Source organism: Paraburkholderia sp. RAU2J (assembly GCF_003634845.1).
Classification (GTDB): Bacteria; Pseudomonadota; Gammaproteobacteria; order Burkholderiales; family Burkholderiaceae; genus Paraburkholderia; species Paraburkholderia fynbosensis.
In genome coordinates, this window is record NZ_RBXG01000002.1 from 2,050,270 (window position 1) to 2,071,570 (window position 21,301).

Annotated in this window: 15 protein-coding genes; 5 read left to right on the forward strand and 10 right to left on the reverse strand. The window is 65.2% G+C overall.

The genetic code is table 11. From position 1 onward, the window contains the following. Window positions 1–18: 18 nt before the first annotated feature. From B0G69_RS26620 to B0G69_RS26630, 3 genes are all read left to right on the forward strand, one after another. On the forward strand, window positions 19–1,971 hold the full coding sequence (locus B0G69_RS26620; protein WP_121322521.1) for an AI-2E family transporter: 1,953 nt from the start codon (window positions 19–21) through the stop codon (window positions 1,969–1,971). 302 nt (window positions 1,972–2,273) lie between these two features. After that, window positions 2,274–4,013: an FAD-dependent oxidoreductase gene (locus tag B0G69_RS26625; protein WP_121322523.1), complete on the forward strand. Its 1,740-nt coding sequence runs from the start codon at window positions 2,274–2,276 to the stop codon at window positions 4,011–4,013. A 21-nt stretch (window positions 4,014–4,034) separates the two neighbouring features. After that, window positions 4,035–4,226: a hypothetical protein gene (locus tag B0G69_RS26630; protein WP_121322525.1), complete on the forward strand. Its 192-nt coding sequence runs from the start codon at window positions 4,035–4,037 to the stop codon at window positions 4,224–4,226. Between the two features lie 69 nt (window positions 4,227–4,295). Here B0G69_RS26630 and B0G69_RS26635 read toward each other — a convergent pair whose 3' ends face one another. From B0G69_RS26635 to B0G69_RS26645, 3 genes are all read right to left on the reverse strand, one after another. Next, window positions 4,296–5,279 (reverse strand): 2-dehydropantoate 2-reductase, encoded by a 984-nt coding sequence (locus B0G69_RS26635; protein ID WP_121322527.1) that lies wholly within the window; start codon window positions 5,277–5,279, stop codon window positions 4,296–4,298. Window positions 5,280–5,329: 50 nt separating this feature from the next. After that, window positions 5,330–6,121, reverse strand: a complete 792-nt coding sequence (locus B0G69_RS26640; protein WP_121322529.1) for a class II aldolase/adducin family protein — start codon at window positions 6,119–6,121, stop codon at window positions 5,330–5,332. A 74-nt stretch (window positions 6,122–6,195) separates the two neighbouring features. After that, a complete protein-coding gene (locus tag B0G69_RS26645; RefSeq protein ID WP_121322531.1) occupies window positions 6,196–7,395 on the reverse strand; it encodes an amino acid aminotransferase in 1,200 nt (399 codons plus the stop codon). 238 nt (window positions 7,396–7,633) lie between these two features. On the opposite strand from B0G69_RS26645, the gene B0G69_RS26650 reads away from it, so the two are divergent. Next, complete coding sequence (locus B0G69_RS26650) at window positions 7,634–8,581, forward strand: LysR family transcriptional regulator (protein WP_121322533.1); 948 nt, start codon at window positions 7,634–7,636, stop codon at window positions 8,579–8,581. Window positions 8,582–8,640: 59 nt separating this feature from the next. Here the strand turns inward: B0G69_RS26650 and B0G69_RS26655 are convergent, their stop codons facing one another. From B0G69_RS26655 to B0G69_RS26675, 5 genes are all read right to left on the reverse strand, one after another. Then, window positions 8,641–9,459, reverse strand: coding sequence for a helix-turn-helix transcriptional regulator (locus B0G69_RS26655; protein WP_121322535.1), 819 nt, complete (start codon window positions 9,457–9,459; stop codon window positions 8,641–8,643). A gap of 109 nt (window positions 9,460–9,568) precedes the next feature. Next, a complete protein-coding gene (locus tag B0G69_RS26660) occupies window positions 9,569–10,693 on the reverse strand; it encodes a hybrid sensor histidine kinase/response regulator (RefSeq protein WP_121322537.1) in 1,125 nt (374 codons plus the stop codon). 9 nt (window positions 10,694–10,702) lie between these two features. Further along, window positions 10,703–11,329 carry a chemotaxis protein CheB gene (locus B0G69_RS26665; protein WP_121322539.1) on the reverse strand — a complete coding sequence of 209 codons (627 nt, stop codon included), beginning with the start codon at window positions 11,327–11,329 and terminating at the stop codon, window positions 10,703–10,705. A 10-nt stretch (window positions 11,330–11,339) separates the two neighbouring features. Further along, a complete protein-coding gene (locus tag B0G69_RS26670) occupies window positions 11,340–12,152 on the reverse strand; it encodes a CheR family methyltransferase (protein WP_121323902.1) in 813 nt (270 codons plus the stop codon). A gap of 67 nt (window positions 12,153–12,219) precedes the next feature. Continuing rightward, complete coding sequence (locus tag B0G69_RS26675) at window positions 12,220–15,816, reverse strand: response regulator (protein WP_121323903.1); 3,597 nt, start codon at window positions 15,814–15,816, stop codon at window positions 12,220–12,222. A 259-nt stretch (window positions 15,817–16,075) separates the two neighbouring features. On the opposite strand from B0G69_RS26675, the gene treF reads away from it, so the two are divergent. After that, window positions 16,076–17,890: an alpha,alpha-trehalase TreF gene (gene treF / locus B0G69_RS26680; protein WP_121322541.1), complete on the forward strand. Its 1,815-nt coding sequence runs from the start codon at window positions 16,076–16,078 to the stop codon at window positions 17,888–17,890. 148 nt (window positions 17,891–18,038) lie between these two features. On the opposite strand, the gene katE is transcribed toward treF, so the two are convergent. Further along, the gene (gene katE, locus B0G69_RS26685) at window positions 18,039–20,150 is read right to left on the reverse strand and encodes a catalase HPII (protein WP_121322543.1); all 2,112 of its coding nucleotides are present in this window, start codon (window positions 20,148–20,150) and stop codon (window positions 18,039–18,041) included. A gap of 174 nt (window positions 20,151–20,324) precedes the next feature. After that, window positions 20,325–21,221 carry a MipA/OmpV family protein gene (locus B0G69_RS26690; RefSeq protein ID WP_121322545.1) on the reverse strand — a complete coding sequence of 299 codons (897 nt, stop codon included), beginning with the start codon at window positions 21,219–21,221 and terminating at the stop codon, window positions 20,325–20,327. Window positions 21,222–21,301 lie beyond the last annotated feature (80 nt).

Genomic DNA, 21,301 nt, shown 5'->3' on the forward strand with positions numbered 1-21,301 from the left:
CACCGGGAAAGTCTGTTCATGAAAATATCGTTACCGCCGCCTGCGCGGCCGAACCGCGTCTACCCGCCGGGCACGCCGACTCTGCATGGTCTCGCCTCGGTGATTACCGGTGTCGTGGTGGTGTGCGCGTTGTACTTCGGCCGCGCGGTGCTGATCCCGATTACGCTCTCGGTGCTGCTGAGTTTCCTGCTCGCCCCGCTCGTCCAGACGCTGCGGCGGTTGCATATGGGGCAACTGCCGTCGATCTTCATCGCCGTGCTGTTCGCGCTCGCTTCGCTGCTCGCGATCGGCGCGCTGATCGGCGCGCAACTGGTGCAGCTGGCCGGCGACCTGCCGCAGTATCAGGAGGCGATCGAGCAGAAGATCGAAACCGTGCAGCAAAAGACCATCGGCCGCGCGGACTCGCTGATGAGCCGCGCCGCCGCGACGCTGCAGCGGGTTGCGCCGTCCAAGCCGAACCCGCCGCGCCCGACCGGCCGCGCCGCGCGCAACGCGCCCGCCGTGCCGCAACCGGTCGAGGTGCACGAGCCATCACCCACGCCGATGCAACTGGCGCAGCGCGCGCTGTCGCCGGCCATCGCGCCGATCGAGACCACCTTCATCGTGCTGGTGGTGACCATCTTCATTCTTCTGCAGCGCGAGGATTTGCGCGACCGTTTGATCAGCCTGTTCGGCTCGCGCGATCTGCACCGCACCACCACCGCGATCAACGACGCGGCCGTGCGGCTGAGCCGCTATTTCGTCGCGCAACTGGGTGTGAATCTCAGCGCGGGCGGCGTCATCGCGATCGGGCTCGCGATCATCGGCGTGCCGGGCGCACTGCTGTTCGGCGTGATCGCGGCGTTGCTGCGCTTCGTGCCGTACATCGGGATCTGGATCGCCGCGATCCTTGCGGTGTTCCTCGCCGCCGCGATCCAGCCGCAATGGACCATGGCGGTCTATACGCTGATCCTCTTCATCGTCGTCGACGTGGTGGCCGGGCAGATCGCCGAGCCGCTGCTGTACGGTCATCGCTCGGGTCTGTCGCCGCTCGCGGTGGTGGTCGCGGCGATCTTCTGGAGCTGGCTGTGGGGACCGGTCGGCCTCGTGCTCTCGACGCCGCTCACGTTGTGTGTCGTCACGCTCGGACGCTACGCCGACCGGCTGAACTTCCTGACCGTGCTGCTCGGCGATCAGCCCGCGCTGACACCCGCGCAGACTTTCTATCAGCGCTTGCTCGCGGACGATCCGCATGAGGCCATCGTGCAGGCGGAGCGCCTGCTGCGCGAGATGTCGCTGATCGACTACTACGACAAGGTCGCGCTCGAGGGCCTCAAGCTCGCGCGCAACGATGCGATGCGCGGCGTGCTGATGCCGGAGCAGTTGCAGCGGGTCAACGAGGCGCTGGTCGATATCGTCGAGAACCTCGAAATCGCGGACGGCCTGCCAGACCGTCTGTCGCGCGCCGAAGCGGCCGACAGCGCCAGCGCGTTGCTCGCGTCGGCGTCGGCGGATCTTTCGGAGCGCCACGACAGCCACGTGTCGACTCGCCAGCGGGAGACGCAGGAGATCGACAGAACGTCCGTGCTGTGCGTGCCCGGACGCGGCGCGTTCGACGAAGTGACGACCGCGATCGCCGTGCAATTGCTCGGCCGCCACGGCTTCGCCCCGATGATGGCGACGCACTCAGGCTACCGCAGCGCACGCGCCGACGAACCGAGCTTCAAGGACGCGCCGATCATTTGCATCGTCTCGCTCGACGCGCCCGAGTCACCGCCGTACTTGCGCAATATGTTGCGGCGCACGCGCGAATGGCGGCCGCGGGCGACGCTGGTGCTGGGCGTCGGCGGCCTGCCGGAGGGCGGCACGGAGCTCGGTGCGACCGGCGCGTCGCACACGTCGCCGACCTTCCGCGCGATGATCGAGGAATGCCAGGCCGCGTTGAGCACGCAGCATATGCGTCAGCCGGCGCATGTGGCGCGGGCGGAGTGAGGGGCGAGACATACCACGGCGGGTGAAGCAGGTGCGTGAGCACGTGAGGCAATGAATGAATGAAGCCGTGGGGCGCGTGAGCGCCTCGCGGCTTGTTTTGTTGCGCCGCTTTTTGCGGCGCGGCCGAGGTCGTCAGCCCGCACGGGTTGTACCCAAAATGAGGACAGCCTCACGCGCGCCCTCCTGCATACTTCCGTATCGATTCGCACCGCCTTTGCAGAGCCAACCAGCCGCGGCGGGCAATCTGCCGGCATTGAAGCCCCAGCAGCCAGCTTGCATGGGACCCGAGCAAGGAGACACGCATGACCCGCCCTTTCGCCCCCTATCCGTTCTCGCCTCGCCACTACCCAGGCGAAGTGCCTGCGCTCGTCGACGGACGCGACCCTGCAACGAAAGCCGTGGCCATCGTCGGTGGTGGCCCGGTCGGCATGACGCTGGCGCTGGCTCTCGCGCGACAGGGCGTACGCTCGGTGCTGATCGAAGCCGACGACAGCGTGTGCACCGGCAGCCGGGCGATCTGCATTTCGCGACGCAGCCTGGAGATCTTCAAGCGCCTCGGCGTCGTCGAGGGTTTCCTGCAAAAAGGCTTGCCGTGGACCGGCGGCCGCAGCTTCTACCGCGACACCGAAGTATTCCGCTTCACGATGCACCAGGACGACGAGCAGTCCCTGCCGCCGATGATCAACATCGCGCAATATCAAATCGAGCAATTGCTGCTCGACGAGATTGAACGGCACGCCGATCTGATCGAGGTTCGCTGGCAAACCCGCGTGACGGCTATCGAACAGTTGCCGGACGGGGGCGCCCTGCTCACGCTGCGCACCGGCCAGACCGGCGACACCGGCGACACCGGCACGGCCTGGCAAATGCGCGCGGACTGGGTCGCCGCCTGCGACGGCGGGCGCAGCACGATTCGCGAGGCGCTCGGCTTGAAGCTCACCGGCACCACGTATGAAGGCCGCTACGTCATCGTCGATATCGAACTCGACAGCGCTCGCGCCACCGAGCGTCTCGCTTATTTCGACCCGCCGTCCAATCCGGGATCGACGGTGCTGGTCCACAAGCAGCCGGACAACGTCTGGCGCATCGACTATCAACTGCGCGACGACGAAGACCCCGACGCCGCCGTGCAGCCCGAGAACGTGATGCCGCGCGTGCAGAGTGTGCTCGACGCGATGGGGGAAACGGGCGCGTGGTCGCCGATCTGGATCACCGTGTACAAGGCTAACGCACTGACGCTCGAACGCTATCGGCACGGCTCGGTGCTATTCGCGGGCGACGCCGCGCATCTCGTGCCGATCTTCGGCGTGCGTGGCGCCAATTCCGGCATCGACGACGCCGATAATCTGGGCTGGAAACTCGGCTGCGTGGTGAACGGTATGGCGGCGCCGGATCTGCTCGACAGCTATAGCGATGAACGCGTATTCGCCGCGCGCGAGAATCTCAGCTATGGGATGAAGAGCACCGAATTCATGGCGCCGCCGTCGTTCGCATTCGATCTGATGCGTACTGCCGTGCTTGGTCTCGCGGATCAGCACGCGGCCGTGCGGCCCTTGATCAATCCACGGCAGACGCACGCGATTGCGTATCTGCGCTCACCGCTTAATGACGCCGCAGGCAACGCCGCGTCCGACTCGTTCAGCCGTGGTCCTGCACCCGGTACGGTGTTACCCGAATGCCGCTTGCTCAAGCGCACCGGCGACGGCGCAAGCGTGGCGATCCATCTGACCGATCTGCTCGAACCCGGCTTCACCGCGTTGCGCTTTGGCCCGGACCCGGCGCAAGACGACGCGTGGCAGCAGTTGCAACGCACGCTCGCTGAACGGCGTATCCCGTTCGGGACGATCACGCTGGACAGGAGCGACGCGCCGTGTTCAGCCGAGCCGTGCGCGATCGATCCAACCGGCCATCTGCACGACATGCTCGACGCGCGGCCCGGCACCGTCTATCTGATCCGCCCCGACGGCCACGTGCTGGCGCGCTGGCGCGACGGCAGCGCGGCTGACACGCAGCGCGCGCTGGGCGCGGTGTTGACGATCTAACGAAGCAGGAACGACATCATCATGACCGATAGCGATCTCGACCTCGTCTACACGACGCTCTGCAAAACCCTCGCGGCCGAAGGCGAAGCGCAGACGCCGCTTTATCTGGCGCGGCTCGTGCTGCTGTGCATGACCGAACTCGACGACCCGCGGCGCGCGCTGTCGCTGATCGAAGCGGCGCGCCTGCCGGTCTCTTCTACGGTCGCCGCATAACGCGCGGCAAGACGCAAAAAAGCCGCCGTGCGCCAGACGCACGGCGGCCTGATTTTCAAGCGCGCCGCGTCACTTCCGCGGATACAGACCCAACGTGCTCGCATGCAGGCGCGCGAGACCGAGCAGTGCATCCGTGTAGGGCGTCGGCACCTCCGTCAGTTGCCCCAGTTCGCGCACGGCCCCCACCAGCGCGTCGAGTTCGACCGCCTTCCCCGCTTGCACGTCCTGCAACATCGACGTTTTCATCGCGCCCAGCTTCAGCGTGACTTCGTGGCGGTCCGCTGGCGCCTGATCGATCGGAATACCAAACCGCGCGCCGATCTCCTTCGCCTCCAGCATGATGCTCGTCACGAAACCGCGCACCAGTTCGTCACTGAGAATCCGGTCGGTCGTCGCGCCGGTGATCGCGCTGACCGGATTCATCGTCATGTTGCCCCACAGCTTGTACCAGACGTCGCGCTGAATCTGCGCCGACATCGACGCGTTGAAGCCCGTCGCGACCAGCGTTTCGGTCAGCGCCGCGACGCGCTCGCTCGCCTCGCCACTCGCCTCGCCGACGATCAAGCCATTACCCTGGTGATGCCGGATCAAGCCCGGCGCTTCGACGAGGCAGCTCGCATGCACCACGCAACCCACGGTCTGCGCGGTCGGAATCGCGGCGGCGATCGCGCCGTCCGGATCGATCGACTCGAGCCGCCGACCGGCGAAGTCGCCGCCGAGGCCTGCGCAGAACCACCACGGCACGCCGTTCATCGCCGTCAGCACGATCGTTTGCGGGCCCAGCAGCGGCGCGATCTGCGCGGCGACCGACGCCATCGCCGGTCCTTTCACGGCGACCACGACGAGATCCTGTGCGCCGAGGTCGGCCGGCGTGTCGCTCGCGGTGACCTTCACCGTATGCGTGACGCCCGCTTCCATCAGACGCAAGCCTTGTTCGCGCAACGCAGCGAGCGTCGCGCCTCGCGCCACCACGCCGACGTCGTGGCCGGCCTGCGCGAGCTTGACGCCCATCCATCCGCCGATCGCGCCTGCGCCGTAGATAACAACTTTCATCGCTTCGATTCCTGATTTAGTCGTGCATGAGTTCGTGGACCGGTCCCGCATCAATCCTTGTAGCTCGCGTCGATGCGATCCACCCGCCGCACCAGCGCGTCGAACACATCCTGCCCCGCGCCGTGCTTCGGATCGAACTGCAACGCATCGCGCGAGCAGCGGATTGCCACCGCTTCCGGCACCGGCCGCGCGCGGCCCATCGCAAACGTCGCCATCTGGATTTCGCACGCGCGATTGAGCGTCCACAGAACCGCGAAAGTTTGCGGCAAGGCGTGGCCCCACGCAAGCAGGCCGTGATTGCGCAGGATCACCGCCTGTTTGTCGCCGATATGTTCGATGAGGCGCGGACCTTCTTCGGCGTGCACCGTGATGCCTTCGAAGTCGTGATACGCGACGCGCTCATGCAACTGCGCGCTGTAGAAGTTGGTTTGCTGCAGGCCATCTTCCAGACATGCCACCGCGACGCCCGCCGTGGTGTGCGTGTGCATCACGCAGTGCGCACCGGGTAAGCCCTGGTGAATCGCCGCATGCACGACGAACCCGGCCGGGTTCACCGGATACGGCGAGCGGTCGAGCACGCGCCCCTGCGCATCTATCTTCACGAGATTGCTGGCCGTCACTTCGCCGTAGTGCAGCCCGAACGGATTGATCAGGAACTGCCGCTCGCCGCCGCTCACGCTCTCGGGCACACGCAGCGTGATGTGGTTGTAGATCATCTCGGTCCAGCCGAGCATGTCGAAGATCCGGTAGCACGCGGCGAGTTGCACGCGCGCGTGCCACTCGTCCGGATGCATGACAGGGGTCTTCGACGGACTGGCCGACTGCTGTTCAACGGTCGTCATCAGGGTCTCCATGGTTGTCGTTCTGCCGGTGCGTGCAGTCACACCGTGATGCAATTGCCGTGATGCCGTCGCCGTTATGCGCCCGCCACCACCGCCGCGATCGACGACGCCACATAACCGGCGTTGCGTTCATTCAGGCCCGCCACGCACATGCGTCCCGAGCGCAGCACATAGACCGCGAATTCGCCGCGCAGACGTTCGACCTGGCTTTCGCTCAAACCCGTATAGGTGAACATGCCGCGCTGCGCGACGTAACGCGCGCGCATCACGTCATCGACACGGCCCGCGAGTCCCGCGTGGATCGTGCCGCGCATCGCGAGAATCCGCTCCCGCATGGTGGCGAGTTCGGCTTCCCACGACGCGCGCAACGACGCATCGGCGAGCACATTGGCCACCACACGCGCGCCGTGCGTGGGCGGATTGCTGTAGTTCGCGCGCACCGCCGACATCAGTTGGCCGAGCACGCGCGTCGCCTCGTCCGCGCTTTGGCACACCACGCTCAACGCGCCGCAGCGCTCGCCATACAGCGAGAAGTTCTTCGAGAACGAATTCGCGGCGATCAACGGCACACCCGCGTCGGCCAGCAAACGCACGCACGCGGCGTCTTCTTCGAGACCCGCGCCGAAACCCTGGTAGGCCATGTCGACGAACGCGATCAGCTTGCGGCGCTGCAATACCGGCACCAGTTCGGCCCATTGCGCAGGGTTCAGATCGACGCCGGTCGGATTGTGGCAGCACGCATGCAGCAGCACGACGCTGCGCTCGGGCAGGCGCCCAAGCGTGTCGATCATGTCGGCGAAACGCAAGCCGCCCGTTTGCTCGTCGTAGTACGGATAGGTGTTGACGGTCAGCCCCGCGCCCTCGAACACCACGCGATGGTTTTCCCAGCTGGGGTCGCTGATCCAGATCTGCGAGGCGGGGAAATAGCGCCTCAGAAAATCGGCGCCGACCTTCAGTGCACCCGACCCGCCGATGGTCTGCAACGTCGCGATCCGGCCCGCCGCGCGCGCCTCGCTCCGGGCGCCGAACACCAGCGCCTGCGCCGCCTCGCGATACTGCGGCAGGCCCGCCATCGGCAGATAGGAGCGCGGCCCGATCGAGTCGAGCAGCGCGGTTTCGGCGCGGCGCACGGCGTCCATCACCGGCAGCTTGCCGGCGTCGTCGAAATAGATGCCGATGCTCAGGTTGACCTTGTTGGGGCGGGGGTCCAGTTGAAAATCTTCGTTCAGGCTGAGAATCGGGTCGCCTGGGTAGGGCGGAATGTGGTCGAACATGGCAAGTCCTTGAATGCGGCCTCGAATGGCGCTTCGAATGCGCTTCGAATGCTCTTCGAATGGCCTCGATGTGGCCTGATCCGATACGGATGATGCGCCGCGTGGCGCACGACAGGGTCAAACGGAAGTCTAAGCGGCTTTCGGTTCGTGCGTCGATCCGGCAAGTGTCGGTCACGAGGCCGCTACGCACAATCAATCGATTTTTCACGATTCGTAAGTTTTTCTTTAGAATCGCCAGATGCCACTCACACGCGTCACTCTCCGGCAATTCGAAGCGTTTCTCGCCATCGTCGATCTGCATAGCATCGGCGCGGCGGCGGAACGGCTCGGGCTCACGTCGTCCGCCGTCAGCCAGTTGCTCGCGGAACTCGAAACGGAACTCGGCTTCCGGCTGTTCGACCGGACCACGCGGCGCGTCAATCTGTCGAGCGCGGGGCAGGATTTTCTGTCGTCGGCCGAATCGGTGCTGCGCCACGTGCGCGCGGCCGCGCAATCTGCCGACGACATCCGCAACCGCGCCGCCGGCATCGTCAGAGTGGGCGCGCCGCTGGTGCTCGCGGCCACCGCGTTGCCCGCGGCCATCGCCGACTATGCGCACGACAAGCCGAAGGTGGTCGTGCGGATTTGCGACACCGTGGTCGAGCAACTGGTGGAGCGCGTCGAGAGCGGCGACGTGGACCTCGCCATCGGCCCGGACCGGCAAAGCGGCACGCGCGTGCGCTGCGAGCCCGCGTTCGCGAGCCCGTGGGTGATGTGGTGCGCGCCGAGCCATCCACTGAGCTCGCGGCGCCGCGTGCAGTGGCAGCATCTGCGCGACGTGCCGATCGTCGCCACTGGCCGCGACCACGAGCGCGCCGTCGGGCAGATGCTCGCCAACCTGCCGGTCGAAGCCCGCATCATTCCGGTGGACGTGGTGGACAACGTCACCACCGCGTTCGGCCTCGCGTCGCAAGGGCTCGCCGTCACGCTCGCGCCGGCCTACGTCGCGCCGCTCGCGCGCACGTTCGGGCTGGTGATGAAGCGCATCGTCGATCCGGAAACGATTCGCGAGGTTTGCGTGTACCGTTCGACGGAACGCGCGCTGTCACCGCCCGCCGACGGTTTCGCGGACTTCCTCATGTCCTGGCTGAAACGCTGGGACCGCGAAACTCAGGCCGATGCGCGTGCAAAGCGCGCAGCGCGCTGAGCATGGCCGGGGCTGTGATCTCGTCGACATGCGCCGACGCAGGACGAACCGAGGGCGGCTCAGGCCCGTTCCGGCTGCATGCACAACGCGAACAACTGCCGCTGGCTGGAGATACCGAGCCGTGCATAAGCGCGCTTCTGATACGTGACGACGCTCGCGGGCTTCACGCCCATCCGCGCCGCGATTTCCACGGCGCTCGCGCCTTCGAGCGTGCCGCGCAGCACGTCGAGTTCGCGCGGGGTGAGTTGCGGACATGCGCGCCGAACGCGCGCCAGCATCGCGGCAGCCGGGCCTTGCTGATGCTGCCCGTTAAGCGCGTAATGGCTTTTCGCCGCATGGGCGAACAGATGCGCGACGCTCTCGACGTACTCCAGCTCGCCCGCCGCAAAACTGCCGTACGCGCTGTCGCGATACAGATTGATCGACAGCCAGACGCTGTCCACCGGCCGCATCAGCAACGACAGGCGGTCGGACACGTTGGGCTGCGCATAGCAGGCCGCGCGGTAGGCTTCGTTTTCGATCTCTTCGCTGCGCTGCTGATGCAGCACCAGCGCGTCGCGAGCCTGCGCACGCGGCGCGCGGCCGATAATCGCGCGATTGCCGTCGAGCGCGTAGAAATGCGTCGCGTAGCGGTCGGCCACGTCGCGCAGAAAGCGGCCGCCGCGATGATCCGCGGCCGACACGGTGCGCGGACGCGCGTCGAATTCGTATGCAAAGATGGTGCACTGCGAAACCGGTAGCGCATCGCCCACGGTTTTCAGCATGCTCGCGGCGAGCGCATCCGCGTCGGGCTGCGAGATCGACATGACTAGCTCGGTCGCGCGCGCGGTGCTGATCTGTCCGCTTCGGTGAGGTGGAGCGATGCGCCAGGAACGCATGATGGGATTCGGGTCGCGCTGCGTGGAGTCGGGTCCGGCAAGCGTAGCAGAGCGGGACCGGGAGCCGGCCGTTCGCGCGGCACGGCGATTCACGCGCCGCAGCGCGCCTTTATTTGCGCGTGAACGAGCCGCGCTGCAAGGTCACCATCCTCGGCAATTCGATCGTGAACAGGGTCCCGGTCGCTTCGTTCGAATCGACACTGACGTTGCCGCCATGCATCCGCGCGATCTCCTGCACGATATGCAGCCCGAGCCCCAGGCCTTCGCGCGAACGCCCGCTGCCGTTCGACCCAAACGCCTTGAACAGATGCGGAAACACCTCGGCCGGAATCGTGCCGCGATTGGAGACCTTCAGACGTACCGACTCGACCGCGTCGCCGTCCACCTCGACGCCGATGTCGCCATCCGGCGCGCCGTGATGCAGCGCGTTGCTGACCAGATTCGACACGGCTTGCCAGACCAGGTCCGTATCCCACGCGCCGGCCGTGTTGCCACGGCTTTCGAACACGATCCGCTTGCCGCTCTTTTGCGAGGCGAATTCATCGATCACCGAGCGGCACAGCGTCGCCAGTTCGATCGAGCGCGGCTGCAACGGCAGACGGCCACCCTGCAGTCGCGCGAGGTTGAGCAGCTGATCGACCATGCGCGCCATGCGCAGCGAGCTGTTTTTCACACGAGCCGCCACCGTGACCGACTGTTCGTCGGCCGCCGTGCGCATCAGGTATTCCGCCGACGCCAGCACCGCGCCGAGCGGCGTGCGCAAATCGTGGCTCAGCACCGCCATCAGCATTTCGTTGGCTTCCAGCATCTGCCGCGTGGTGACGAGTTGTGCGGCAAGCTGGCGCTTCTGCTGTTCGAGCTGAACGAACACGTCGACCTTCGATTGCAGAATGCGCGGATCGAATGGCTTGTACAGGAAGTCGACCGCGCCGGCTTCGTAGCCGCGAAACGTGCGCGAGGCGTCCTGTGCGGTCGCCGTCAGGAAGATGATCGGCACGTGCGACGTGCGCGGGCTGCCACGCATCAGCGCGGCGAGTTCGAAGCCGTTCATGCCGGGCATGTTGACGTCGAGAATGGCGAGCGCGACCTCGTGCTTGAGCAGCAGGTCGAGCGCCGCGGTTCCCGAATCGGCCACCAGCACGGCAATGTCCGGCCGCGCGAGCAACGCTTCGAGCGCGGTAATGTTGTGGACGATGTCGTCGACGATCAGGATGTTCACAGGTGAGTTCGTCATGGCATCGAATCAGAGAGAGGCCGGCAATGCGGCAAGCCGCCGGGCCATAGTTGCAGGATTGTAGATAGAGTCGGCGGCGCCGCGTTCGATCGCGGCGCGCGGCATTTCGGGCGAGACGGCGGTGTCGGGCGCCTGCACCCAGGCAGTGCCGCCCTGCGCACGCACCTGCGCGAGTCCTTGCGCGCCGTCATCGTTGGCGCCGGAGAGCAGGATCGCCAGCAAACGCTCGCCATACACCGTGGCCGCCGACTCGAACAGCACGTCGATCGACGGGCGCGAAAAGCGCACGGCGGCATCGGTCGACAAGGCAACGGTGCGGTCCACTTCCACCAGCATGTGATAACCCGGCGGCGCGACATGCACGCGCCCCGGCATGATCCGCTCGCCCGCATCGGGTTCCAGCACCGGCAATGCGCAGCGATGCGCAAACGCGTGCACCAGATAGCTCGGCGAACCGGGTGGCAAATGCGTGACGATCATCACGGCCGGCGCAAAGCCCGCAGGCAGTGCGCCGAGCAGGATGTTCAGCACTTCGATGCCGCCCGCCGAGCCGCCGATCACGACGAGATCGTAGCCGCGCGCGGTGGCGGCATCGGCTTGGGAATCGACGGCCGGCTTGACAGTTGAGCGTGGCATGATGAGCGTGCTAGCGCTTCTGATAAATGCGTTCGCCGGGACGGAATTCGTCGAACGCTTCGTAATGACTGGAAAAACGCAGGCTTTCCTTGCTGCCCAGACCGAGGAACCCGCGCCGCACCAGCGCGTTTTCGAACAGACCCAGTGCGCGATCCTGCAGGCCGCGGTCGAAATAGATCAGCACGTTGCGGCACGAGACCAGGTGCGCTTCGAGAAAGACCTCGTCGGTGGACAGGCTGTGGTCGGCGAACACCACGCGCTCCTTGAGCGAACCGGCGAAGCGCGCGCCGTTGTACGCAGCATGATAGTAGTCCGACAGCGAACGCTTGCCGCCCGCTGCCAGGTAGTTCTGCGTGAAGCCCTGAATCCGGTCGAGCGCGTAGATGCCGGACTCGGCGCGCGCGAGCGCATCCGGGTTGATGTCGGTCGCGTAGAACAGCGTGCGCTCGGTCAGGCCTTCCTCGTCGAACAGGATTTTCAGCGACCAGAGTTCCTCGCCCGTGCTGCAACCCGCCACCCACACCTTGATCGACGGATACGTGCGCAGCCGCGGGAGCACGTGCTCGCGCAGCGCGAGAAAATAGGCAGGATCGCGAAACATGTCGCTGACCTGCACCGTCAGATACTGGAACAGCCGCGAGAATTCGTCGCCGTCACGCATGATGCGGTCCTGCAACTGCGAGAGCGTCCTCAGGCCGAACTCTTCCAGCGCCTGCGACAGACGGCGCCGCAGCGACGAGATCGCATAGTGCCGGAAGTCATGCTGGTACTTCAGATAAATCGCCTCCAGCAGCAGCTTCAACTCGATGTCGAAGTCGCTCATGCGGTGCGGCGTGTCGAATTCCGCCTGGCTGTTTATCGTGATCCTGCTGTCCACTGGTTCTCCTTCACTACCGTTGCCGCAACCAGACGCGGCATAGCGCGACCAGCTTGTCGACGTCGATCGGCTTGGACACGTAGTCGTCGGCGCCGGCTTCGAGGCAGCGCGTGCGGTCGTTGGCCATCGCCTTTGCGGTCAGCGCGATGATCGGCAGATGCGCGAAACGCGGATTGCGGCGAATCTCGCCCATCGCGGTCAAACCATCCATCTCGGGCATCATGACATCCATCAGGATCAGATGCACTTCGGAACCGTTTTCAAGCGCGTCGAGCGCTTCGCGTCCGTTGCGCGCGATCTGCAGCTTCGCGCCGAGCGGCTCCAGCACGTGCGACAGCGCGAAGATATTGCGCACGTCGTCTTCGGCCAGCAGGATCGTGCGGCCTTCGAACGCGTTATCGCGCTGACGCACCGTACGCAGCATGCGCTGCTGCTCGGGTGCGAGCGAGGACTCCACGCTGTGCAGGAACAGCGTGACTTCATCGAGCAAACGTTCGGGCGACTTCGCACCCTTGATGATGATCGACTTCGAATAGCGGCGCAGACGGTGCTCTTCGTCGTCGGACAGCATGCGGCCCGTGTAGACGATGACCGGCAGCGCCGCATGCGCGGTGTTCGCGGCGAGCCGTTCGAGCAGGTCGTAGCCGGTGCCGTCGGGCAGCGCAAGGTCGGTCACGACGCAATCGAACGTGAACTTCGCCAGATAGTCGAGCGCCTCCGCGAGCGTCGCAACCGCGACGATTTCGGTGTTCTCGCTTTGCAGCAGTGCGCGGATGCTCTCGCGCATCGGCGCGTCGTCTTCGATCACCAACACGCGTTTGAGGCGCTGCTGCAAACGCGCTTCGAGACGGCGGATCGCGGCTTCCATCGTGGTGCGCGCGGTCGGCTTGAGCGTATAGCCGATCGCGCCGAGGTGCAGCGCCTTGTCGGCATGGTCGGTGGCCGAGACGATGTGAATCGGAATATGGCGCGTGAGCGGATCGTTCTTGAGCCACTCCAGCACGGTCAGCCCGGAACGATCCGGCAGGCCGACGTCGAGCAGCACCGCCGCCGGGAGCATGTCGCGCACCACCGTGAGACCGCTGGCCGCGTCACTTGCGTGGACGAAATCGAAGTCGAGTTCATGCGTGAGATCGCGCAGGATTTCGGCGAACGCGAGATCGTCCTCGACGCCGACGATCAGACGGCCGGGGCGCGTGCGATTGTCGCGATCGTCGGCGATCGAGCCGCCGGCGGCCTGCGGCGGGTTGCCTGCGAGCGGGCCGTTGGCCGGCGAGATCACCGCGGTTTGAACGCTGCTCGATGGCGTGCGAACGAGTAGCGGCTCCGCTGCGGTGGCTGCCGTGGCTGCCGTGGTTGCCGTGGCTGTGGTGCTTACCGGTTCGGCCGGACGTGTGGATGCATGTCCATGCGTCTGAGCCGAAGCGAGCGCCGCTGTCCCGTGGCTTTCCGCCAACGCCGCCTGCGCATCGAGCGGCAGCCACAGCGTAAACACACTGCCCTTGCCCGCTTCGCTCGCGACGGTGATCCGGCCACCGAGCAACTGCGCAAACTCGCGCGAGATCGACAGGCCCAGGCCGCTGCCACCGTATTGACGGCTGGTCGATCCGTCGGCCTGCTGGAACGCTTCGAAGATCATCTCGAGCTTGTCTCCCGCAATGCCGATGCCGGAATCGCGCACGTCGATGCGCAACTGATCGCCTTCGGCCGGCGCCACCGACAGCGCCACCTCGCCGCGCTCGGTGAACTTCACCGCGTTCGACAGCAGGTTACGCAGAATCTGCGTGACGCGCTGGCCGTCGGTTATGAACGTGTCTGGCGTGCCCGGCAAGCGGTCGAACACGAGATGCAGATGCTTCGCGCCGGCCAGCGGCTTGAACATCTCTTCGAGCGCCTGCAGCGTCGCGTCGATCGAGACCGTTTCGAGTTCGACCGTCACCTGACCCGCTTCGACCTTGGACAGATCGAGGATGTCATTGATCAGCACCAGCAGATCACTGTTGGACGCATGAATCGTCTCTGCGTAACGCACCTGCTCCTCGGTCAGATTGCCGGTGCGGTTCTGCTGCAGCAGCTTGGCGAGGATCAGCGAACTGTTTAGCGGCGTGCGCAGTTCGTGCGACATGTTGGCGAGAAACTCGGACTTGTAGCGGCTCGACTGTTCGAGGCGCTCCGCATTGGCCGCGAGATCGTCCTGCGCGCGCAGCAGGTCCGATTTCTGCCGCTCCAGACGCTGCGCATATTCCTCGAGCTGCACATTGGTCTGCTCGAGTTCGGCCTGCTGCGCTTCGAGGCGTGTTTGCGATTCCATCAACGCGCGGCCGCGCTCTTCGAGTCCTTCGTTGGAGACGCGCAGTTCTTCCTGCTGCACCTGCAACTCTTCGTTCAACTGCTGCGTTTCGACGAGCGCATCCTGCAGCCGCTCGCGATACAACGCGGCTTCGACGAAGTCGCCGATGCTGTTGCCGACCAGGTCCATGAAGGTCTCGTCGCGCGAGGTCAGTTCGCGGATGAAGCCCAGTTCGATGACGCCGTTGACCTGGCCGTCGTTGACGACCGGCATGATCAGCAGGTTCTTCGGCGCGCTCTTGCCGGTGGCGGACATCACCTGCACATAATTCGCAGGCACGTCGCGCAGAATGAGCGTGCGGCGCGCGAGCGACGCCTGCCCGACCAGCGTTTCGCCTTCCTCGAAATGACGCGCGGCGCCCTGCTCGCTTTCGCGGCTGAAGCCGTACGCGGCGATGCGGCGCAGCGTGCCGTGCTGTTTGTCGCGCACGTAGAGCGCACCGACGACGGCGTCCAGATACTGTGCGAGGAAGTCGAGCACCGCGCGACCCACCAGCGGCGGGCTCGCCTGGCCGACCACTTTTTCCGCCAGTAGACGCTGTCCGGAGCGCAGCCACACCTGTTCCTGCAACGCTTCGGTTTGCTCGGCCTGCTGACGCAACGCGCCGTCGTAAGTGGCGGACAGGCCCATCAGTTCGCGTCGGCCCATCCAGGCGAGCAGCGCGCTCACGCTCAGACTGAACAGAAGGAACACGCTCACCAGTGTGGTCGTGACGCGGCGCGTCGCGTCGGCGCGCTCCTGGCGCAGACGCAATTCGACATCGAGAAAATCGCTGAATTCACGGCGCGTTTCGTCGAACTCGATCTTGCCGCGCCCGCTCGCCACAGCGGCTTCATAATCCTGATTGCGCCGGCGCGCATCGATCATCTCTTCGGCGAAGCGCGCCCAGCGCTGCTGGATCGCCTGGATCTGCTTGAGTCTTTCGACTTGCGCAGGATTGTCGGCCACCCTTTCCTGCAGCGCTTCGACCTGCGTCTTGAACTTGGGACCGCCGGTTTCGTAGGGCGAGAGAAAGCTCTCGTCGCCCGTGATCAGGAAGCCGCGCATCGACGATTCGCGATCGACCGCGAGGCGCAACATGTCGTTGGCCTGGCCGATCACACGCTCGGAGTGCTCGACCCAGTTCATCGTCGAGACCAGATAGGCGATCAGCCCGGCGAAGACCGCCATCGTGACGAGGCCGACACCCAAAGGCAGTGCGATATTGCGGCGGATGATGCTACGAAAACGGTTCTGGTCGACGGCCTGCGATGCGGTCATTTTTTCTGTCTTCGGCATAACGAATCGACGTGATCCGGAATATTTTTCGGGTTTTTCGCGCAGTGATTTGGTCGCGCTACAACGGCCGTCATCATACAGGATGACGGCTGTTTTTGAGATGCTCATAGTCTCGCTCAGGCCTGCTGGACGGGGCTCTGACGACGAACGCAACTTTGCGTGACGCACGCGGGTCCATCGTGCGATGGATGCCGTTTCATCCCGACCGTTCAAGGCCTGCCACTCTTCCATTCATTCGCCGATGCCCTCTTCCCCCCTCGTTCTTCCCCTCGCTGCGCTGCGTTGCGCTCTCGCCGCGTCGCTCGTGTGGCATGCGTCGCTCGCCGCGTCGGCTCCAACCCCGACTTCCGCAGAAGCGGCACCCGTGAGCGTGGCCACGGTCGCCGTGCATGTCGAGCCGCCTACCCAGGCGTCGCCAGTGGTTCCTGTGCCGCCCTCCGAGCAGTACGCCGCGTTGTATCGCGACGTGCAACTCGCGCATCTCTTTCCCGACAGCAAGACTTTCGCGGACATGGTGCCGCTCGTGGCGCCCGCGCAGATCGCCGCCGCTTACGACACCGCGAGGCAGCAGCCCAACTTCAGTCTCGCCGATTTCGTGAAGCGCAACTTCACGCTGCCTTCCCGCACCGCGAAGGTGTACGTCTCCGATCCGAATCAGGATGTGGTCGGCCATATCGATACGCTGTGGAACGTGCTGCGCCGCGAACCCGATGCGACCGCGAGTCCGTGGTCGTCGCTGCTGCCGCTGCCGCATGCGTACATCGTGCCGGGCGACCGCTTCGACGAGATCTATTACTGGGACTCGTACTTCATCATGCTCGGCCTCGAACAGAGCGGCCAGCATGAACTGGTTGTCGACGAACTGAAGAACTTCGCGACCCTGATCGACCGGTATGGGCATATCCCGAACGGTAACCGCACGTATTACCTGAGCCGCTCGCAACCGCCGTTCTTCGCGCAGATGGTGCGGCTCGTCGCGGACAAGGACGGCGACGGCGTCTATGCGCAATACCTGCCCGAGTTGCAGCGTGAATACGCGTACTGGATGAATGGCAGCGACGGCCTGCCCGCGGGTCAGGCTAACCGGCACGTGGTGCGGCTGGTGGATGGCACGCTGCTCAACCGCTATTGGGACGAACGCGCGGCGCCGCGCGACGAATCGTATCGTGAAGACGTGCTTAGCGCGCAGCAGACGCCGCAGCGCGACTCTGCGCAGTTGTGGCGCAATCTGCGCGCGGGCGGCGAAACAGGCTGGGATTTCAGCTCGCGCTGGTTCGCCGACGGCAAAACGCTCGCCACGGTGGACGTGACGTCGCTCGTGCCGGTCGATCTGAACTGTCTGCTGGTCGATCTGGAGCGCACGCTCGCGAAGGCATACCGACTGCGCGGCGACATCACGCATGCGGAAAATATGGAGCGGCGCGCCGCGACACGCGCCGACACGATTCGCCGCGTGTTGTGGGACCCGCAGTTGCAGGCCTTCGGCGATTACGACTTCGAGCATCGCACGCTGACGCACAGGCTCACCGCCGCGACGGTGTATCCGTTGTATACGGGCGTAGCCAGCCGCCAGCAGGCGAAGACCGTCGCCGCGACCGTGCGGCGCGAACTGCTGCGGCCGGGCGGCCTCGCGACCACCGAGGTGAACAGCGGCCAGCAATGGGACGCGCCCAACGGCTGGGCGCCACTGCAGTATCTGGCGGTAATCGGCTTGCGGCGCTATAGCGAACCGGCGCTCGCGCAGGCCATCGCGACGCGCTGGATCAGAACCAACGTTGCGTATTACCAGCACACCGGCAAGCTCGTCGAGAAATACGATGTCGATGCGGCCACGCCGGGCGTCGCCGCGGGTGGTGGCGAATATCCGCTGCAGGATGGTTTCGGCTGGACCAACGGTGTGTTGCGCGCGTTGCTCGTGCTGTATCCGCAGACCGTTCAGGCCTCCCGCCCGAGCGATATTCCGGAAGGACCGGCGGGTGTGTCCGCGGCGGCCGCCTCCGCTGCGACGGCGCCGAAGAATACGCATCGGTTGCATGGCACGCGGGCGAACCCGTAGACTTCGCGCCGCTGTCCCGGCACTGCACTCGCTGCACGCGCGTTACTGCACGCGCAAAAAAACTGGCCGGTGTTCGCCGGCCAGTTCTGCTGATACCTCGATGAGCAGCCCGCTCACGCGGGCCTCGGATGATCGCTCGCCGCACCGCCTAGGCAGGCACGGTCTCCGCCTGCGCCGCACGCGACCACACGCGATGCTGTTCGGCCGCCTTGATGAAAGCCTTCAGCACGTCGGCGAGCTGCTTGTCCTCGCCGGTCACGACGCCGTCCGCGTGGTCCGGCAAATGCGCCGCGGCCAGCACCTCACGCCCCGCGCCGAGCGCCGCGATCGCCTTCAGGTGTTTGAACGCTTCGAGTACGAAATGCCGCGCGTCACCCGATTGCGCCAGCGCCTTCGCGCCCGCGTCGCCACCCACGACGATCACCGCATCGAACATGATCGACGGCAAACCGGCAATCGTCGCGTCTGGCGCGAGACCGTCGATCGCGGCCAGCGTCGGCGCGATCAACATCGGCGCCGCCCCCTCGCCCTGCAGCGCCTGCTGAAGCTTCCCGATCGCGCCGCCATCGGAACCCGGCGCGGCCAGCAACGCGATCTTGCGCGTCTTGATGCCGGGCTTCACGCGATTGAGCAGACTCAGCGCCGGCGACTCCTTAGGACCGGAAAGCTTCGCCGTGCCCTTCTTCGGCGCGGGCAGACCCAGACCTTCGGCGACGCTCGCCGCCAGTCCAGCATCGAAGTTGGCGAGAATCTCGTTGACCACGCGCGCGCGAATCTCCGGCTTCGTCACCTTGCCAAGTTCGAACTGATACGCGGCGGCGATGTGGTCTTTCTCGGGCTGAGACATGCTGTTGTAAAACAGCGCGGCCTGCGAGAAATGATCGGCGAACGACTCGCTGCGCACGCGGATCTTGGTGCCTTCCACGCGCTCCTGATAGCTTTCGAAGCCGCCGTCCGACGGTGCCGGGTCGGTTTCCTTCGGCCAGCCGCCGCTCACCGAGTTCGGCTCGTACGAAGCCTGTCCCACGTGGATCGCCTGGCGGTGCATCGCATCGCGCTGGTTGTTGTTGAACGGGCACACCGGCCGGTTGATCGGAATCTCGTGAAAGTTCGGGCCGCCGAGGCGGCTGATCTGCGTATCCGTGTACGAGAACAGACGGCCTTGCAGCAGCGGATCGTTGGAGAAATCGATACCCGGCACGACGTGGCCCGGATGGAACGCGACCTGTTCGGTCTCGGCGAAGAAGTTGTCGGGATTGCGATTGAGCGTCAGCTTGCCGACGATCTTCACCGGCACCAGTTCTTCCGGAATCAGCTTGGTCGGATCGAGCAGATCGAAGTCGAACTTGTGCTCGTCCTCTTCCTCGATGATCTGCACGCCAAGCTCGAACTCGGGGAAGTCGCCCCGTTCGATCGCCTCCCACAAATCACGCCGATGAAAATCCGGGTCTTTGCCCGCGAGTTTCTGCGCCTCGTCCCAGAGCAGCGAGTACGAGCCCAGCACCGGGCGCCAGTGGAATTTGACGAAGCGGCCCTTGCCTTGCGCGTTGACGAAGCGGAACGTGTGGATGCCGAAGCCCTCCATCGTGCGCAGGCTGCGCGGGATCGCACGATCCGACATGGTCCACAGCACCATGTGCGCGGACTCGGGCACGAGCGACACGAAGTCCCAGAAGGTATCGTGCGCGGAACCGCCAGTCGGCATCTCGTTCGGTGCTTCCGGTTTCACCGCGTGCACGAAGTCCGGAAACTTGATCGCATCCTGGATGAAGAACACCGGCATGTTGTTGCCGACCAGATCGTAGTTACCTTCCTGCGTGTAGAACTTCACCGCGAAGCCGCGCACGTCTCGCACGGTGTCGGCCGAGCCGCGCGGGCCCTGCACCGTCGAAAAACGCACATAGACCGGCGTTTGCACGGACGGGTCCTGAAGGAACGCGGCCTTGGTGTACTCGCTCAGCGACTCGTACACCTGAAATACACCGTGCGCGGCCGAGCCGCGCGCATGCACGATGCGCTCGGGAATGCGTTCGTGGTCGAAGTGCGTGATCTTCTCACGCATGATGAAGTCTTCGAGCAGCGAGGGGCCGCGCGGGCCGGCTCGCAGCGTGTTCTGATTATCGGAGATCTTGACGCCCTGATTGGTTCGCAGGGCCTGGCCATCTGGACTCACTCGAAACTGTTCGAGGTCTTTCGATTTTGGATCGTTCGCCTGTGCGCTTGCCGCCGCTGGCGTCCGGGTGCTCGTTTTACCTGCCATGGGGAGGGGCTCCTTGTATTCGGGCGCGCCGGTGGAAGGCCGGTCTCACGCGCAAAACAAGGAAGCAGCAATCGATGTACCCACAAGCGCCGGCACGCTTTCGCGGCGAGGGAAAGAACCGGGGGACGGCGAATCCACGCCGCCGCCCCTTCCTGCGAATGTCGAAACGTTTCGTCAGAAGCGGTAGTTGATCGAAATGTCGGCCACGCCATTGGCCCTGCTGCGCGTGATCGGGCTGTTGCCGGCGCTGCCGACCAGTTGCTGGAATGCGCCGTCGGCCGTCGCGAACCAGTGCTTGTTGAACAGCCACACCGCGCTCACACCGAATCCCACCGACTTGACCCCCGCGCTCGCGTGGTACTGCGAAAACTGCGAGTTGGCCGCCTGCTGCTGGTTGACCCCGAACCAGCTGTTCATGTACGTGGAGTCCGCGAACGACACGTTCGGACCGGCGAACCAGAAGAACGTCTTCGAACTGCCCGGCATCGGCATATAGGCGCCCAGGTCGCCGATCCAGCCATTCGAGCCGCCGAAGTAACGCCGGATGTCCGCGCGCAACACCAGCGGGAAGTCCTTCGACACCACGTATTCGCCCGCCAGTTTGAGGCCGGGCGCGAAGTTGATGTTGCCGAGTCCGTTCAGCTCCTGGGGATCGTCGCGCTCGCGACGCCCGAGGTCGTAGACGGCGGCCAGGCTCACGCGCCAGTTCTCGCCCTGCGCGACGTTGACCCCGAACCCTTCACCGCTCGACAGGAAGAACAGGTCCTTGTAGCGCACGTCGATGCTCGGTCCGGCCACGACGTGATAACGGGCCGAGCCCTCGAAGCGCGGCTGGAACGACGTCGCCAGACCGACACGCACCTGCCAGTCGGGAATGTTCGGCTGGTACATCTTCTGCAATGGAATGCCGGCCGAGTATTGCCACTCGCCCAGCGGTGAGGGCGTCTGCGCCGACGCCGAGCCCGGCAGGAAGGCAACGCCGCCAAGTGTCACGGCGACCACAGACGTTGCCGCGATGCTTATGTGTTTATTGCGAAGCTCGTCGCTCCGCTTTCTACGGCTGTTCAACACCAGAAGCCTCCGATCTCGCGTATAGCGAAGGGGTTATGTTCTCGCCCGAGGTCCGCAACGGCTAAAAAACCGGGCGACTG